A 16,198-nucleotide genomic window follows, 5' to 3' on the forward strand; every position below is an offset into this window, starting at 1 on the left:
AGGAGAAAATCATGTTTGATTATGAAACATTGCGCTTCATCTGGTGGCTGCTGATTGGCGTGATCCTGGTGGTCTTTATGATCTCCGACGGATTTGACATGGGGATTGGCTGTTTGCTGCCGCTGGTGGCGCGTGATGATGATGAACGCCGGATAGTGATTAATAGCGTTGGCGCGCACTGGGAAGGCAATCAGGTCTGGTTGATCCTCGCAGGTGGGGCATTATTTGCCGCCTGGCCCAGAGTGTATGCAGCGGCGTTTTCCGGCTTTTATGTGGCGATGATCCTGGTGCTGTGCTCGCTGTTCTTCCGCCCGCTGGCCTTTGATTATCGCGGAAAAATCGCCGATGCACGCTGGCGTAAAATGTGGGATGCCGGTCTGGTCATCGGCAGTCTGGTGCCGCCGGTAGTCTTCGGTATCGCCTTCGGCAACTTGTTGCTCGGCGTGCCGTTTGCCTTCACACCGCAATTACGCGTGGAGTATCTCGGCAGCTTCTGGCAACTGCTGACGCCATTCCCTTTATTGTGCGGATTGCTCAGCCTTGGGATGGTGATTTTGCAAGGTGGCGTCTGGTTACAACTGAAAACTGTTGGTGTGATTCATCTGCGTTCACAGCTGGCGACCAAACGCGCCGCACTACTGGTGATGCTGTGCTTTTTGCTGGCGGGTTACTGGCTGTGGGTCGGTATTGATGGCTTTGTACTGCTCGCCCAGGATGCTAACGGTCCTTCCAATCCGTTAATGAAACTGGTGGCAGTGCTACCTGGTGCGTGGATGAATAATTTTGTCGAATCGCCCGTTTTGTGGATCTTCCCGCTGCTGGGGTTCTTCTGCCCATTGCTGACGGTGATGGCGATTTATCGTGGTCGCCCGGGTTGGGGATTTTTGATGGCGTCATTGATGCAATTTGGCGTGATTTTCACGGCAGGCATCACGCTTTTCCCCTTTGTCATGCCGTCAAGCGTGAGTCCAATCTCCAGCCTGACGTTGTGGGACAGCACTTCCAGTCAGCTGACGCTGAGCATTATGTTGGTAATCGTGCTGATATTTTTGCCCATTGTGTTGCTCTACACTCTCTGGAGCTACTACAAAATGTGGGGACGCATGACGACAGAAACTCTCCGCCGTAACGAAAACGAGCTGTACTAAGGAGCAGGAACAATGTGGTATTTACTTTGGTTCGTCGGCATTTTGTTGATGTGTTCGCTCTCCACCCTTGTGTTGGTATGGCTGGACCCGCGATTGAAAAGTTAACGAACGTAAGTCTGATGCGGCGCATTAGCGTCGCATCAGGCAATCAATAATGTCGGATATGAAAAGCGGAAACATATCGATGAAAGCGATCTTGATCCCATTTTTATCTCTTCTGATTCCGTTAACCCCGCAATCCACATTCGCTCAGAGTGAGCCGGAACTGAAGCTGGAAAGTGTGGTGATTGTCAGTCGTCATGGTGTGCGTGCACCAACCAAGGCCACGCAACTGATGCAGGATGTCACCCCAGACGCATGGCCAACCTGGCCGGTAAAACTGGGTTGGCTGACACCGCGCGGTGGTGAGCTAATCGCCTATCTCGGACATTACCAACGCCAGCGTCTAGTAGCCGACGGATTGCTGGCGAAAAAGGGCTGCCCGCAGTCTGGTCAGGTCGCGATTATTGCTGATGTCGACGAGCGTACCCGTAAAACAGGCGAAGCCTTCGCCGCCGGGCTGGCACCTGACTGTGCAATAACCGTACATACCCAGGTAGATACGTCCAGTCCCGATCCGTTATTTAATCCTCTAAAAACTGGCGTTTGCCAACTGGATAACGCGAACGTGACTGACGCGATCCTCAGCAGGGCAGGAGGGTCAATTGCTGACTTTACCGGGCATCGGCAAACGGCGTTTCGCGAACTGGAACGGGTGCTTAATTTCCCGCAATCAAACTTGTGCCTTAACCGTGAGAAACAGGACGAAAGCTGTTCATTAACGCAGGCATTACCATCGGAACTCAAGGTGAGCGCCGACAATGTCTCATTAACCGGTGCGGTAAGCCTCGCATCAATGCTGACGGAAATATTTCTCCTGCAACAGGCACAGGGAATGCCGGAGCCGGGGTGGGGAAGGATCACTGATTCACACCAGTGGAACACGTTGCTAAGTTTGCATAACGCGCAATTTTATTTACTACAACGCACGCCAGAGGTTGCCCGCAGCCGCGCCACCCCGTTGTTGGATTTGATCATGACAGCGTTGACGCCCCATTCACCGCAAAAACAGGCGTATGGTGTGACATTACCCACTTCAGTGCTGTTTATCGCCGGACACGATACTAATCTGGCAAATCTCGGCGGCGCACTGGAACTCAACTGGACGCTTCCAGGTCAGCCGGATAACACGCCGCCAGGTGGTGAACTGGTGTTTGAACGCTGGCGTCGGCTAAGCGATAACAGCCAGTGGATTCAGGTTTCGCTGGTCTTCCAGACTTTACAGCAGATGCGTGATAAAACGCCGCTGTCATTAAATACGCCGCCCGGAGAGGTGAAACTGACCCTGGCAGGATGTGAAGAGCGAAATGCGCAGGGCATGTGTTCGTTGGCCGGTTTTACGCAAATCGTGAATGAAGCACGCATACCGGCGTGCAGTTTGTAATGCATAAAAAAGAGCATTCAGCTACCTGAATGCTCTGAGGCTGATGACAAACGAAGAACTGTCTAATGCGTAGACCGGAAAAGGCGTTCACGCCGCATCCGGTCACTTTACCTTCAGTTTTACTCTTTCTCGGAGTAACTATAACCGTAATAGTTATAGCCGTAACTGTAAGCGGTGCTGGCGCGTTTAATCACACCATTGAGGATTGCGCCTTTAATATTAACGCCAGCCTGTTCCAGACGCTGCATTGACAAGCTCACCTCTTTGGCGGTGTTCAAGCCAAAACGCGCAACCAGCAGGCTGGTGCCGACAGAGCGCCCCACGACCGCAGCATCGCTCACCGCTAGCATCGGCGGCGTATCAACAATCACCAGATCGTAATGGTCGTTCGCCCATTCCAGTAATTGACGCATCCGATCGCGCATCAGCAGTTCAGACGGGTTAGGTGGCACCTGACCGCGAGTAATCACATCAAAGCCTCCTTTGCCAAAATGCTGGATCACTTTGTTGAGCTCATCTTTACCTGCCAGATATTCCGACAAGCCATGTTCATTACTCACGGTAAACAGGTTATGCGAATAACCACGGCGTAAGTCGGCATCAATAAATAACACTTTTTGATCGGACTGGGCGATCACCGCTGCCAGAGTTGAACTGACAAATGTTTTACCACTGTCTGGCGTCGCACCGGTGATCATCAGAATGTTATTCTCAGTCTCCATCATAGCGAAATGCAGACTGGTTCGTAGCGCACGTACGGCTTCCACAGCAGAATCCGCCGGGTTATCCACCGCCAGGAAGGGGATATTTTTAGTACGATGGCGCTGCTGATTAGAAAATAAATTTTTCTTACGCAGACGGGTACGTTTATCCAGCCACTCGGACATCGGGATGGTGGCATAAACGCTGATGCCGTGCTCTTCCAGTTGTTCCGGGGCTTCTACACCACGACGCAACATCGCACGCGCCAGCACGGCACCCACCGAAATAAACAGGCCAAGAATAAAACCAAGCACCACATTCAACGCTTTTTTCGGTTTCACTGGCTGCGGCTGAGTGACTGCCGGGTCGATAATCCGCACGTTACCAATCGCACTGGATTTCGAAATACTCAACTCCTGCTGGCGGTTAAGTAATTGCAGATATACCGCACGGCCCGCTTCTACGTCACGACTTAAACGCAACACTTCCTGTTGGGTGGAAGGCATTGCCGATACCCGCTTATTCAGGCGTTTGCGTTCTTGCTCCAGCGTCTGGCGTTTTTCCAGCAGCGCACGATAAGTTGGGTGATCTTTCTTATACAGCTGGGAGATCTCTGCCTCGCGGAAGGTCAGCTCATTGAGTTGATTATCAACGTTCACAATCTGCTCAAGAACGGCTTTGGCTTCCAGATTAAGGTCAACCGAATCGCGCTGCTGGCGATAAACGTTGAGTTTTTCTTCCGCCTGGTCCAGCTCGCTGCGCACTTCAGGCAACTGGCGCTGTAAGAATTCAAGGCTTTGTGAATCCTGCGCCGCCTGGCGAGCGATATTCTGTTGCAAATAGTTGTTAGCGATGCTGTTCAGAATACGGGTAATCAACTGGGGATCATCACCGGTCATGGTAAGTTCCAGCATCCCGCTTTCTTTACTGCGTTCGCTAACGGTAAAGGTTTCCTGCAACGCGTTAATCGCTTCCAGTTCGGTACGCTGGCTCAGGACAAACTGTGTTCCTGGTTTGGCCTTAATATCCGCGATAGTCAGCGCAACGCCATCTTTTTCCAGACGCTGGCCGACCATACCATTGACGGTGAACTCTTCACCTTCCAGCGTATAGTGGCCGTTTTCCCCAACCGTGAGTGTCAGTTGCTGATCCTGACCATTCAGTTGTGGAATATGCATCCAGCTGATCGCCAGCTCACCTGGTTTCTCTTTGGTTAATCTCGCCCAGCCGCGACCCACAATCGGAAAATACTTCTGCTCAACCATGTCGCGCAGATTCAGTTCAGCAATGGTTTTACCGAGAATCATGCGCGATTGCAGCAGTTGGATCTCCGGTGCAGACTCGGGCGATGAGTTAGGGATCATATCGCTCAGGCCGCTGAGAATGGCGTTGCCCTGTTTCTGCTCAACCTGGACCAGAGTATCTGCCTGATAAATTGGTGTGCTTAACAGCGAGTAAGCGACAGCGATCAGCGTGAATAACGCGGTCACGCTGATAATAAACTTACGGTGATCCCATAACTCGCCGACCAGACGAAGCAGATCGATCTCATTTTCCTGAGTGCTGCCTGGTGGCGTATTCATATTTTTAGTTGTCATCGTATTTTATAAACTCAAATTACCGGCTGAGGCGCTTCGCCCATTCCTGACTGGCGCGCTCCAACATTCCGTAGACATGTTCAAATGCATCCTGACTTTTACGATAGGGATCCGGGATCTCTTTCTGTTCCAGCCATTGCCCAAACAGCATTGTCTTCCCGCGGACCTCGGGAGCGATTGCGGTAACCTGAGCAATATGTTCCGACTCCATTGCCAGAATCAGATCGTAATTTCGTGCCATCTCAGCAGTGAGCTTACGTCCGGCATGTCCTTCAAGAGATACGCCATGATTAGCGGCAACATCTGCCGCTGTCGCATCTGCAGGGTGTTTTACCAGACCATGAACACCTGCCGATTTGACTTTTACGCCCGGCAGACGTTTACGCAGCAAGCGCTCGCCAATGGGCGAACGGCAAATGTTGCCGGTACAAACCACCAGGATTGAGTTAAATTTTAGTTGGGCCATGTTTGAATCCACCGTGAAGTCTCTGTCAGGTCATGCACCCCGGAAATCGTCGGTACCAGCAGGGAAATCACACGGTTCCAACGAGCCAGAGGCGCGGTAGTGACATAAACAATGTCGTAAGGTTCAAGCTGGAATTCCGTTCCGAGTATCATTGCCGATGCGTCCTTCGCATTCAGCTGATAAATATTGGCGATTTTGCCATTCTGCTTGTTTTGCGTTGCACGAATAACAAAAATCCCCGTCGCATCAGCGACATCCTGATTCATACCCTCAGCGTTACCCAGCGCTTCCGCCAGGGTCATACCGCTGCGGTCCATTTTCAGCGTGCTCTGTTTACCCACTTCACCCATCACGAAGACTTTCAGATCATCGTTGCGCGGAATAAATAAAATATCTCCCGGGTGCAGCAGTTTGTTCTGGCGCAAGTCGCCACGCTGCATCAGCGCATAGAGGTTCACTTTGGTCTTTACGCCATTCTGGGTGAGCACCACATTGCGCCAGTCTGCATCTGCGGTCAGACCGCCCGCGGCGTTAATCGCATCCATGATGGTCAGAGGAATATTGGTAATCGGCTGCTGACCCGATTTGCTGACTTCACCGGTGACGTACGCTTTTTGCGAGCGGAACGCCGCGACGCTGACATCGACTTGCGGGCTTTCAATGACTGAATCCAGACGCGCTGTAATCTCGTTGCGTACCTGGGTAAGTGTTTTCCCGGCCACTTTCAGGCGACCAATATAGGGGTAGAAAATCGCACCATCGGCGTTAACCCAGTTGCCGGTATCACTGGCGCTACGGTATTGCCCTGCGGGGGTGGTTAGTTCCGGGTGATCCCAGACCGTAACCATCAACACATCACCAATGCCGATACGATATTCATAGTTCGCGATTTGCTGCTCCAGCTCCGGGTTAGCCTGCGACATAATCGGTTTGGCGCGCAACTGATCAATCAATCCTGGCGTGACGGGATAGATATTGACCATTTTGTCCAGGTCATACTGATTGTCAGGTAGTTCAATGACATCCTTGTTACTGGTCGATAAATTCTGACCAGGAACAAGGGTACATGCTGTCAAAGACAGAACAGCCAATGTCAGTACCGAAAACTTAAAAATGTTCTTTTTCATTGGTTTATATTTATCAGTCAATGTAATGTTATGAATTACGTCAGGTTATTGTCCAACCGGTACTTCTCGCTCTGCCGTCATTGGATAGAGCTGGTATTTGCGTGACAGCATTTGTCCACCATCACGCGTCAATGGTGTCCACGAAACCACCGCGCGGTTGCGGTTAGGTCCAATGGTCATCAAGTCGAACGGAATCGAGATATAAAAACCTTTACTAAAGCCGCCTTCGCCGTAGTCATCTTTAGATACGTTACTGATTGCCGCCCATACCCCTACCGCCACGCCGCTGTCAAAGCGTTTGGCGACGTCGATCGTTGCCCCTTTATCTTTTGCCAGATATTGCCCAACGCTAAGTTTCATCAGTACGCCATTGAGCGTCGGCGGGTTCCAGTAAGCCGTCACGAAACCAGTTGGCGTGGAATAATCGGTGAAGCGCATCATGTTGTCCCAGTCACGCTGCTTCACGTAGTTAACGTCCACACCCAGCGCCCAGCTGGCATCTAGCGGGCGATAAAGCAGCTCGGAACCGACACCGGCGTACATCGTTTCCAGATAACCGCCATACACCTGGCCATAGAAACCATTGCCTAAGTCGGCAAAGTAGTTCGCCTGCAAGTTGTTGAGATAAACGTCATTGCGAACGTAATCACGGATATGCGTGCGCACGCGGGGCAGGGTAGAGTCCGCGGGTAATAGCGAAGACTTAAACTTGTCGTAGTTATTGTAAATATTGGTGAAAATACCGCCATCAAGCAGCAGGTGGTCAGTAAACCAGTAGCGGGCGCTGGACATCAGCCCCAACTGGAACATATAGAAATCTTCCGGGCCGCCCAGCGACTGTGAAAGTGTTGGGTTGAAAGAGTAGCTAAAGCGATCTTCACGAATACGGTAGCCCCGACCAAAGGCAGAAAGATCTTCTGCTTCAACACGTTGTTGTTGCAGTTGCTCTGATTTACCAGGCGCTGTACCAGCCAGCTGTTTGCGCAGGCTGGCTACGTCGGTTTCGGTAGTCACCATCGCCATATGCTCGCGCTTTTGCGTCACGCTAATCTTCTCAACGCCTTGCGGCAGGTTATTCACCAGAATCCGGTTGGCACGATCGACCGCTTCACGAGAGTCACGGTATTTGTATTGCTGACCAGACATATACAGCGTCTTATCGCGTAGCTGAATTTCTGGCGCGTCAAAGCCCGCGTTATACTTCAGGGCGGTAAGTTGGTTTGCTACCGTGGTGTACTGCAATCCTTCAGATTCAGGCGCAGGTTGATATGCCGGTTTTGGCGTATCGCGCAGGGCAGGGCGCAGATCGTTGAAATTGGTCCGTAAAGTGAAACCAAACATCAACGTGTTACCGCGTTCATAACTCAGGTTGAGGTCTGCCCAGCTGGCAGCGCGATAAACTGCACCGACGTTGAAATGGCTTGCTTGAGGCAGTTTGCCAGCGAAATCATTCTGGTAATTGTTGCCGTCGTATTCGAGTTTCAAACGCAGGGGATTCCACGGCGTTTGATACTCAATGCCGCCAAAGATGGAAGCCGGGCCACGAAAGATATCGCTAAAGCTGATATCGCCCGCATCGTGAGACTCTGCGCGATGACAATATTTATCGCTCACCCGGCAAAACGGGTTGGTAATATTGCCCGCATTACCGGCGTAGCCCCATGCCATCCCGAGGGTGAAATCAAATGGCCCCGCTTGCTTGCTGGCCACCAGATACTCACCGTCAAACAGACCCGTACCAGCAATATCACGTTTACCAAACGCCACTTGCGGTAGCCAGTAACCTTCTTCCCACAGGCGAAGTTTAAAATCGAATGATTTGTCTTTGTATGACTGATCGCCGCTGAAATCTTCCCACTGGCTATATTTGCGTGTGCGCACATCCGTATAACGAATGGTGCCTTCCAGCCATGGGAACAGCGCCACGGACGTGGAGTAGAAACGGTACTGATCGTTATCCCGGTAGTTGACGCTGAATTCACCTTCCGGTGCGATGCGCGCATTTGGCATCTGCAACAATCCTGTGCCGCCAAAGTCTGATTGCGACGAACCCAGCGGATCCGGATAGGTTAATACTTCAGCATGACAGGCACTGGAGACGGCAATGGCCAGGCAGCTTAAAAGATAAGAATTCTTCTTCATCAGTCAGGAACACGTTGCGTTAAAACAGACACAATCTGGTCATTTAAATCAGCATATTTTTCGGGCAGTACATGCGCAGAAAAGCCCAACCAAAGCTGGCTGCCAGGCGGTGGTTCCACATGTCTTTTATTCCACAGGGCAACAGGGGCGACGACAGTCTCACCCTCAGGCGTAATCACCATAACGTTATTCTTGTCCGCGCCTGCAAGGCGGGGGTGATCTTGCAGATAATCGGTAACGCTACGGCCTGCCTGCCAGGGCAATTGCCCAGCCCCAGAAACCGCACCCAGCAGAGTAATAGTCACCGGACGCTGTACGGTATAGAGCGTATAGTCCCCGACCAGCGGGGGATTGCTGTTCTCATCCACTCGTACAAAATCAGGGTCCAGTTTGACCGGTAAGCGACCAGTGATATTGAGATTGAGTAACTGCTGGCGCACGGATTTAATCGTTGCCGCCACATCGTCGTCAGCTTCTGCTTCCCAGGAAGCAAGCTGTGCCATGACATGTTGGTAGTCTTTAAGCGCTTTAGCTTTCGCCGCAGAGTCGGTCAGCAAGGCACCAGGCCACCAGAGGCGATCGCGCAGTTGCGGTTGTGTCACCAACTGGGCAACATTTTCCACGGGGCCAACGGAAAGTGTCTGTTGTTCGCCAGGCAGATAAATAGTCACCGTTCCTTGCGCAAAGGCATGGGGTGTCATTACGTAAAGTACGCTGGCAATGAAATACGACTGTAATTTATTCATGGTGCGGGTTTAAGAAACGTCATTTCTACGGGAATAACCCCTGCGCCTAACATTTGCCGACTTTGACGAACCTGGCCAGTAGCCGAATCGACCCAGAATGTGTTTTGCCACTGTTTTTCTGGCAGCGTGGAAGTCACCTCTTCCTGCCAGACATTACACAGCACATCGCGACCCGCAATATGCAGCGTCTCTAATCCAGCAAAGGAAAAAGTGGAACTCAGGGTCGCAGAGCGAAAATGGTTGTCTTCACTCCAGAGAATATCGCGCGTCCAGCGGCTGCCGTCTTTTATTGCCAGCGCGTTACGCAGAGGGTCCTGCCCGGAATTTGTCACTTCCAGCAGATTATTATTAAGTTTGACGGTCTTTAAAAGACGTCCATTGTGGGTAACCAGCATGGCGTTATCCTGGGATAACCATTTGCTTTGTTCTTGTTCTATATATCCCAGTACCACAAAGATTCGTTGCCCTTCATTAAGGCGTAAATACATCGTGGAATAAGGCAACGCCTGGATCTGCTGATCCGCTACGGTGATATCCTGATTATCGAAAAGGCTGGCGCGAAATGTATCGACCATACTTTGCTGGCTGTGCGTACATCCCGCAAGAAATAGTGCGAAAATCGATAAAATAAGAGGGCGCACCTTTAATCCTTGAAAGGTTAATTAAAAAAATGCAAATCTCTAAAGCCCGGTACGAATATCGCAACCGGGTATTATTTAACTTTAATTTCGACGCGTTTAAGCAGAATTAGCGCGTAGTGGACGTGGTGGTTGAGGTGTTATGAGAACCGCCATCGCCACTGTCATTTGCTGCAACTACTGCCAACGTCGCCACACCAACAGCCGTTGCCACACCGACAACTGTCGCCGTGCCGACAGCGCCAGCAGCCACGCCACCAGTGGTAGCAGCCGTCGTGGTTGCACCGGTAGTGGTCGTTGTGGTGCCAGTAGTACCCGTCGTTGCCTCGGTCCCGTTTGCTGCTTCAGGGGCAGCAAACGCAGCTGGCGTCGTCAACATGAAGGCCATAAGGATTGCAGAAAGCTTGTGTTTCATAACTTTTCCTTTATTCATCGCATGGACAATACGTACGCTTGAGATCAGGATTGTCTACTTTGAGTATAACATCCTTGTGAAATCTCCCTTTCCTCATACCGCTTGCACTATATACAGCGGGTGAGAAAGGCGCGCAGAGGGAAATATAAGATTGTTAACGATTTCCCTCTGGAAATACGACTTGTGAGCATAAGATAAATCTTAGCAAAATACAAATTAAAGATAAGAAAATTGTTAAGAAAGCTATTAACTATTGTTGGCAATATAGTTTCAAGTGGTACTATAACTCGCTGTTAAGTGGCATTTATAACTATTAGTTGTAGAGATATTCGGTTAAATGGATTAGTTTTCCGGTGAAAAAGTAACTTGTGTTATAATACATGGTGTTGACTATTGAACTATGCCAATAAAACCAGTCAGCTTTAAACAAGCAGCGTCATATTAAGAGAGATAAACATTTGCCGCTGTTGGTCCTCGCAGGCCATTTACGCGGCAAAATTCCACGCGTAATCCTGGTATAAGCACTTCTGCGTCGCGGGGAGTGAATGCGGAAATATGGACCTGGACTTCTTTACGACCGTCGGAGGGGATAATGAATCCTTTGCCGCTTTTGCGATCAAAGGTTTTGACAATTCCTGTCATTTTACGGGACAAACAAATTCCTTACTGAAAATACTGCGCTGCACTATACGGGGTTAATAATATAAAGCCAGCGATATTTAAGACCGCCGGACGGCTAAAATAAAATTTGCTTAATCTCAATTATCATGCGTTAATAGCTGCGTCGGTTTGAAAGACAGACAGCATACAAAGTAGTTTACTAAAGCAGTTCTCATTATCAGGCATTATCCCCTTCTTTTGAGTCTCTCTCCTGAACACTAAGTAGTTTCTGTATTAAAGCCCTGTTTGCCGAAAGGCCCAAAATGAAGGAAGTAAAATATGTCTAATAAAATGACTGGTTTAGTAAAATGGTTTAACGCAGATAAAGGTTTTGGCTTTATCACTCCTGATGATGGCAGCAAAGACGTTTTCGTCCATTTCACCGCCATCCAGAGCAATGAATTCCGCACGCTGAACGAAAATCAGAAAGTTGAATTTTCTATTGAGCAGGGGCAACGTGGCCCCGCGGCAGCGAACGTAGTTACGCTCTAAGGTTGCCGTTATTACTCAACATCTCCATTTTCGCTGTCCATGTTGTCATGGTTCACAGTACCGCACATCGGCATTCGATGTGACGGAGCGAAACCCTTTGGGCGCTAAGTGTATTTTTTGTAAATCGACGATGATCACCTTTGATAACGTTGCTCTACAAATACGCACTGACCATGCACCGCTGGATTTCACAAAATAATATCAGGCTCCCTTGTGGAGCCTTTTTTATATCTGTCTTATTTTTTTTCAACGCTGTATGTATAGTAAGCGATAACCTGTTGATTATTGAATCTTTCGGGGAGATGGCTTATAACATTTCTTACCTGACCAGGGTACCGGGAACCAACACCTTACTGGCGTGTTGCTGTCTTTTAAGACCAGAAGAGGTTAACAGTGAATATTGAAGAGTTAAAAAAACAAGCCGAAACGGAAATCGCCGACTTTATCGCGCAAAAAATCGCCGAGCTGAACAAGAATACAGGGAAAGAAGTCTCTGAAATTCGCTTCACCGCGCGAGAAAAAATGACCGGGCTTGAAAGTTATGATGTCAAAATCAAAATAATGTGATTTTGTGAACATCACCCCGTGCGAGGTGATGTTCCGCTTGTTGCTAATTTAGTGACCAATCATTGGCGCTTGCGGAATTAAGCGTCGGTACAATTCCTCCGGCACCGGGCTTTGCCATACTCCTGCATACATTGCGTAACCAATCACCGTAAACATAATCCCCAGAACCAGTAGCGTCATTAACCAGCCAGACAACGCAAAGGCTTTTTTATTTGCCGCAGGTTTTTGCAGTGAAAAGGTCAATGTTGAGGCTACCGGACATGACTCTACGCAAGTCATACAGCCGGTACATTCCACTGTTCGTACCTGAATTAATTTATCTACCGGGATCCGTGATGGGCAATTTTTTGCGCATTTGCCACAGTCGATACAACTTTCGGCATTGCGACGAATCTTAAACGGCGACAATAGCGAAACCACGCCCATCAGCGCGCCATATGGGCAAAGATAACGACACCAGGCATGGCGAATAAACAGGCTGGCAATCAGCAAAACGGTCACGCTGATTAATGTCGCGGTCCCCATATGACGAAAGAAATCGAGCATTTTAACGTCCATCACCACGCTGTAGGGCGACAACATAAAATAGTGAATCGCCTGAGCGGGCATCAATAACGCGATATAGAGAAAAAAACTCAACAGCAAATACTTTACACCGCGCAGAGGAATATCCAGCCAGCGGGGAAGGACACATTGCCGACCAAACAGTTTGTTACCGAGAGCGCCGATTAATTCAGAAAGCGTACCAACCGGGCATAACCATGAACAAAAGGCCTTTTTGAGTAATAGACTGATGACGATAAAAGCGACCAATAACAGCATCGCGGCGGCGTGGACGGACGGTACCTGACCTGTTGCAAGGCTATATTTCAGATTCATCAGACCGGCAATCGGTAGCCAGCCTTCGATACCTCCCGGTCTGGCGAGAAATGTCGTACTACCTGCCGTTTCGTAATAGCGCACCCAATACCAGAACGTGATGGCAATATAAATATTCATTGCCAATAGTAAGAATTGCGTCGCTTTACGCCAGGTCGTGGCATTGCGCCAGTCATTCCACGGTAATTTGCCGCCCGTCGTGCCTGGCCGCCGCTGCCAGCGGGTTCTTTTTTTCTCTGCCATGATTTTGCCAGTCCGTTAAGTTGCATACCAAATGCCACTATTCTAGTTATTCTTAACTGGCTGATATTGATTCAAATCGCGTTCAGGTCTTTCTTATTCAACCATGCTTCCAGAGCGGCAACACTGCGTGTAATTTCTTCGTGTGGAAGGGGGGCAGATAATGGCTGCTGCTCCAGTTGTGCGCATAGCTGACTGGCGCTACGCATTCCCAGACTCGAGCAACTGCTTTTTAGCTGATGCGCGGCACGCTTTATTTTCTCGCTGTCCTGGCTGGCGCGGGAAATGTCGATTTCATCGAGAAGCGGCAGGGCATGTTGTTTAAATAATGCCAGCCATTCGTGGATCTTCTCCGTCCCCATTAATTGAGCATCTTCATTGAGTTGCGATACATCAAGTGGTAGATCGTTATTGACTTGCAGTTGGAGATAGTGCTCCAGTAACTGACCGAGCACTTCACGCGGCACCGGTTTAGGGATAATCCCGCGAAATAGTGAACTGGTACGCTGGCGCAGCGTTTCGTCAATGACATGAGCGCTAAAGCCAATCAAAACCAGCGACGGATATTGCTGTGCCAGTTGCCGGGCAAGGGTAATGCCGTCGATATCCGGCAGATCAAAATCCACCAGTGCGGCAGCAAACGGTTCGCTATTTTGCAGTGTCTCTAAAGCCTGCGCGGCATTGCCAACAGCAACAACCTGCGCACCACTGGTGTTCAGCATCTCAACGGTAATTCGCTGGGTTAGCGGGTTATCTTCAATTAACAGCAAACGTAAACCGTCAAGACGCACCACCTGATTGACTGTTTTTGGCACGGGTGCAGTGGCAACACGTAACGGCAAGCGTAAACAAAAACAGCTTCCAACCTCCGGCGTGCTGGTGGCGCTCAGTTCGCCGCCCATCGCCTGGGCCAGACGGCTACTGATAGTCAGCCCCAGCCCGGTGCCGCCGCGTTTGCCGCTTACCTGCACAAATGGCTGGAAGATTTCTGCCAGTTTCGCGGGATCAATACCGCAGCCGCTGTCATCCACTTCGACCAGCCATTGTTCGCCATCAGTGCGACTACGCAGGATAATGTGCCCTTCGTCAGTAAAACGCAGGGCATTGCTCAACAGGTTGGTAATGACCTGACGAATACGTCGCGGATCGCCCATTAACGCAGTCGGTACATCGTCGGCCATTTCAGTTGTCAGGCGAATCGGCCGACCTTTCACCCGTCCGCTCATTAATTGCAGGGTACTTTCCAGCAGCGGGCGCGGTTCAAAGGGCTCATCGCTGACCGAAACATTCTTGCCACCTGCTTCGATAGCGGAATAATCGAGAATATCGTTGAGGATGGTCAGCAACGATTCGCCGGAGTCGGTAATTGCCCGCAAATCATCACGCTGGGCGTTAAGTGCGGGGTTATCTGCCAGTAGCTGTGCGGTGCCGAGAATACCGTACAGCGGTGTGCGGATCTCATGGCTCATCGCCGCCAGAAACGCCGATTTTGCCTGGCTGGCTTTTTCTGCTTCCGCCCGTGCCTGTCGGTGTTCTATCACCAGTTCCTGCAATTCAGCTGTACGCGCTTTGACCTGCGCCGCCAGCTGTTCGCGGTGGCGATTCAGTGCATGAACACTGCTGCGAAACGCATCCATCAGCCGCCCGATGGTATCCAGCTCCCGTACGCCAGCGGTTTCCGGGAAAGGGGAGTCAATATCACCGTCCAGCAGCCGTTGCAGCGCCTGCGTTTGTTCGGCAAGTGGACGCGTGACTGAGCGATAAACCACGCGCCAGAGGATCAGAATCAGTGCGCAAAGTGAAACCATCCCCAGCAATAACAGGCTGTATTGCCCGCGTGCACTGGCTTTTTCCAGATGCGCCAGTCCATGCTGATTGCGCAGCTCAATGGTGTCGACCAGCTGACTGACTTCGCTACTAAACTGCGCGAACTGGGCGATATTATTTTGGGCGAGAGTTTGCAGGTGATTGCTGATTTCACTGTCCTGCTGGAACAGCGACAACAGATCGCTATATTGGCTAACGGTAGTTAACGTTGTTGCGACCTGCGCACGAACTCCCGGATCTTCAATGCGTATTTGCCGACGTTGCAGAATTTTCACCGCATTATTGAGCTGCTTTTCCAGCGTTGGTGCATTTTTCTGGATCTGCTCCAGCCCCAGATTCATCACCATTTGCTGCACCCGCAGAGCGCTAAGGCGCAGTTCATTCATCTGGTTAACATACTCAAGATCGATATCAATCAGCCGATCGAGTGCACTTTCAGCAGCCTGACGCTGATCTTGTTCGATCAAATCGTAAATCCCGGCCTGGGTCGCTCCAGCGGAAGTTGTCGCATTATTCGCCTGACCTTGCGCCAGGCGTGCGATCTCATCGGCGGCAGCGACTATCTGCTGACTGAGTTGCTGTTGTCGCTGGCGTAGTTGCAGACGTCGCCCCACCAGTTCCCCTTGCTGACGTAACGAACGGGAGATCTCCTGCTCCTGTTGTTCAATAGCGGTGGTATCAAAACCTTGTTCCCGTAACGCTTGCAGCAACGCATTAATCTTCAGGCTTTGTGCGGTGAGCATTCGCCCCTGCGCCTGCCACATCTTTTCGTTATCGGCACTGGTCAGGTTCTGCGCGGCGAAAAGTTCCCAGGCGCTGGCTTCGCTCAACTGGCGCGCCATATTCATGGTAGGAATCAATGCCTGAGTGTTGTCTTTTTCCACCTGGCTGATAAAGCGCAGGTTGTACCATCCCACCAGGGTACTGGTCAGGGTTAACAGCGCCATCAGGGCAAAGCCCATCCAGAGTCTTCGGGTCAGGGTTAAATTCACGGTCGGTGCACTTTAGGTGAAAAATGTTGAGTCGCAAAGCGGAATGCATCTAGCATAAAGCCTTATTATTGATGAG

Annotated in this window: 17 protein-coding genes; 7 read left to right on the forward strand and 10 right to left on the reverse strand. The window is 50.5% G+C overall.

Annotation, left to right across the window (positions count from 1 at the left end; all coding sequences use genetic code 11):
* Positions 1–11 precede the first annotated feature (11 nt).
* The 3 genes from appB (at position 12) to appA (ending at position 2,631) form a co-directional block, all read left to right on the forward strand.
* On the forward strand, positions 12–1,148 hold the full coding sequence (gene appB, locus HUZ68_RS08665; protein WP_000460777.1) for a cytochrome d ubiquinol oxidase subunit II: 1,137 nt from the start codon (positions 12–14) through the stop codon (positions 1,146–1,148).
* Between the two features lie 12 nt (positions 1,149–1,160).
* Complete coding sequence (cbdX, locus tag HUZ68_RS08670) at positions 1,161–1,253, forward strand: cytochrome bd-II oxidase subunit CbdX (RefSeq protein ID WP_000270305.1); 93 nt, start codon at positions 1,161–1,163, stop codon at positions 1,251–1,253.
* 79 nt (positions 1,254–1,332) lie between these two features.
* On the forward strand, positions 1,333–2,631 hold the full coding sequence (appA, locus tag HUZ68_RS08675) for a bifunctional acid phosphatase/4-phytase (RefSeq protein ID WP_239594108.1): 1,299 nt from the start codon (positions 1,333–1,335) through the stop codon (positions 2,629–2,631).
* Positions 2,632–2,750: 119 nt separating this feature from the next.
* Here the strand turns inward: appA and etk are convergent, their stop codons facing one another.
* The 8 genes from etk to cspH form a co-directional block, all read right to left on the reverse strand.
* A complete protein-coding gene (gene etk, locus HUZ68_RS08680; RefSeq protein ID WP_000208668.1) occupies positions 2,751–4,931 on the reverse strand; it encodes a tyrosine-protein kinase in 2,181 nt (726 codons plus the stop codon).
* 19 nt (positions 4,932–4,950) lie between these two features.
* Positions 4,951–5,397: a protein-tyrosine-phosphatase Etp gene (gene etp, locus HUZ68_RS08685; protein ID WP_000057871.1), complete on the reverse strand. Its 447-nt coding sequence runs from the start codon at positions 5,395–5,397 to the stop codon at positions 4,951–4,953.
* Positions 5,385–6,524, reverse strand: coding sequence for a polysaccharide export protein (locus HUZ68_RS08690; protein ID WP_001295357.1), 1,140 nt, complete (start codon positions 6,522–6,524; stop codon positions 5,385–5,387). The genes etp and HUZ68_RS08690 overlap by 13 nt, the downstream gene beginning before the upstream one ends.
* A 45-nt stretch (positions 6,525–6,569) precedes the next feature.
* Complete coding sequence (locus tag HUZ68_RS08695) at positions 6,570–8,666, reverse strand: YjbH domain-containing protein (protein ID WP_001612771.1); 2,097 nt, start codon at positions 8,664–8,666, stop codon at positions 6,570–6,572.
* Positions 8,666–9,412, reverse strand: a complete 747-nt coding sequence (locus tag HUZ68_RS08700; protein WP_001717977.1) for a capsule biosynthesis GfcC family protein — start codon at positions 9,410–9,412, stop codon at positions 8,666–8,668. The genes HUZ68_RS08695 and HUZ68_RS08700 overlap by 1 nt, the downstream gene beginning before the upstream one ends.
* The gene (gfcB, locus tag HUZ68_RS08705; RefSeq protein ID WP_001301846.1) at positions 9,409–10,053 is read right to left on the reverse strand and encodes a lipoprotein GfcB; all 645 of its coding nucleotides are present in this window, start codon (positions 10,051–10,053) and stop codon (positions 9,409–9,411) included. The genes HUZ68_RS08700 and gfcB overlap by 4 nt, the downstream gene beginning before the upstream one ends.
* 106 nt (positions 10,054–10,159) lie before the next feature.
* Positions 10,160–10,465 (reverse strand): threonine-rich inner membrane protein GfcA, encoded by a 306-nt coding sequence (locus tag HUZ68_RS08710; protein WP_001299283.1) that lies wholly within the window; start codon positions 10,463–10,465, stop codon positions 10,160–10,162.
* Between the two features lie 441 nt (positions 10,466–10,906).
* Complete coding sequence (cspH, locus tag HUZ68_RS08715) at positions 10,907–11,119, reverse strand: cold shock-like protein CspH (protein ID WP_000087763.1); 213 nt, start codon at positions 11,117–11,119, stop codon at positions 10,907–10,909.
* A gap of 285 nt (positions 11,120–11,404) precedes the next feature.
* On the opposite strand from cspH, the gene cspG reads away from it, so the two are divergent.
* Genes cspG through HUZ68_RS08735 form a run of 4 tightly spaced genes read left to right on the forward strand, consistent with a single transcriptional unit; the run spans position 11,405 to position 12,184 of the window.
* Positions 11,405–11,617, forward strand: coding sequence for a cold shock protein CspG (cspG, locus tag HUZ68_RS08720; protein ID WP_000066490.1), 213 nt, complete (start codon positions 11,405–11,407; stop codon positions 11,615–11,617).
* Between the two features lie 10 nt (positions 11,618–11,627).
* Positions 11,628–11,816: a cold shock small protein YmcF gene (ymcF, locus tag HUZ68_RS08725; protein ID WP_071524879.1), complete on the forward strand. Its 189-nt coding sequence runs from the start codon at positions 11,628–11,630 to the stop codon at positions 11,814–11,816.
* Positions 11,791–12,021 carry a protein YmcE gene (ymcE, locus tag HUZ68_RS08730; protein ID WP_001303885.1) on the forward strand — a complete coding sequence of 77 codons (231 nt, stop codon included), beginning with the start codon at positions 11,791–11,793 and terminating at the stop codon, positions 12,019–12,021. Before ymcF ends, ymcE begins: the two co-directional genes overlap by 26 nt.
* A complete protein-coding gene (locus tag HUZ68_RS08735) occupies positions 12,011–12,184 on the forward strand; it encodes a GnsA/GnsB family addiction module toxin (protein WP_001019197.1) in 174 nt (57 codons plus the stop codon). Before ymcE ends, HUZ68_RS08735 begins: the two co-directional genes overlap by 11 nt.
* 48 nt (positions 12,185–12,232) lie before the next feature.
* On the opposite strand, the gene HUZ68_RS08740 is transcribed toward HUZ68_RS08735, so the two are convergent.
* Positions 12,233–13,306: a 4Fe-4S binding protein gene (locus HUZ68_RS08740; RefSeq protein ID WP_033815723.1), complete on the reverse strand. Its 1,074-nt coding sequence runs from the start codon at positions 13,304–13,306 to the stop codon at positions 12,233–12,235.
* A 71-nt stretch (positions 13,307–13,377) separates the two neighbouring features.
* Entirely contained in the window at positions 13,378–16,122 is a 2,745-nt protein-coding gene (torS, locus tag HUZ68_RS08745; RefSeq protein ID WP_071829032.1) for a TMAO reductase system sensor histidine kinase/response regulator TorS, read from the reverse strand.
* Positions 16,123–16,198: the final 76 nt, after the last annotated feature.

The organism is Shigella dysenteriae, assembly GCF_022354085.1.
Classification (GTDB): domain Bacteria; phylum Pseudomonadota; class Gammaproteobacteria; order Enterobacterales; family Enterobacteriaceae; genus Escherichia; species Escherichia coli.

Bases quoted from the DNA above. Each gene is read 5' to 3' on its own strand.
- cbdX (WP_000270305.1), top strand. From the start codon at position 1,161: ATGTGGTATTTACTTTGGTTCGTCGGCATTTTGTTGATGTGTTCGCTC.
- HUZ68_RS08700 (WP_001717977.1), bottom strand. From the start codon at position 9,412: ATGAATAAATTACAGTCGTATTTCATTGCCAGCGTACTTTACGTAATG.
- ymcE (WP_001303885.1), top strand. From the start codon at position 11,791: ATGCACCGCTGGATTTCACAAAATAATATCAGGCTCCCTTGTGGAGCC.
- HUZ68_RS08690 (WP_001295357.1), bottom strand. From the start codon at position 6,524: ATGAAAAAGAACATTTTTAAGTTTTCGGTACTGACATTGGCTGTTCTG.
- appB (WP_000460777.1), top strand. From the start codon at position 12: ATGTTTGATTATGAAACATTGCGCTTCATCTGGTGGCTGCTGATTGGC.
- cspG (WP_000066490.1), top strand. From the start codon at position 11,405: ATGTCTAATAAAATGACTGGTTTAGTAAAATGGTTTAACGCAGATAAA.
- HUZ68_RS08710 (WP_001299283.1), bottom strand. From the start codon at position 10,465: ATGAAACACAAGCTTTCTGCAATCCTTATGGCCTTCATGTTGACGACG.
- HUZ68_RS08695 (WP_001612771.1), bottom strand. From the start codon at position 8,666: ATGAAGAAGAATTCTTATCTTTTAAGCTGCCTGGCCATTGCCGTCTCC.
- HUZ68_RS08740 (WP_033815723.1), bottom strand. From the start codon at position 13,306: ATGGCAGAGAAAAAAAGAACCCGCTGGCAGCGGCGGCCAGGCACGACG.
- etp (WP_000057871.1), bottom strand. From the start codon at position 5,397: ATGGCCCAACTAAAATTTAACTCAATCCTGGTGGTTTGTACCGGCAAC.
- etk (WP_000208668.1), bottom strand. From the start codon at position 4,931: ATGACAACTAAAAATATGAATACGCCACCAGGCAGCACTCAGGAAAAT.
- appA (WP_239594108.1), top strand. From the start codon at position 1,333: ATGAAAGCGATCTTGATCCCATTTTTATCTCTTCTGATTCCGTTAACC.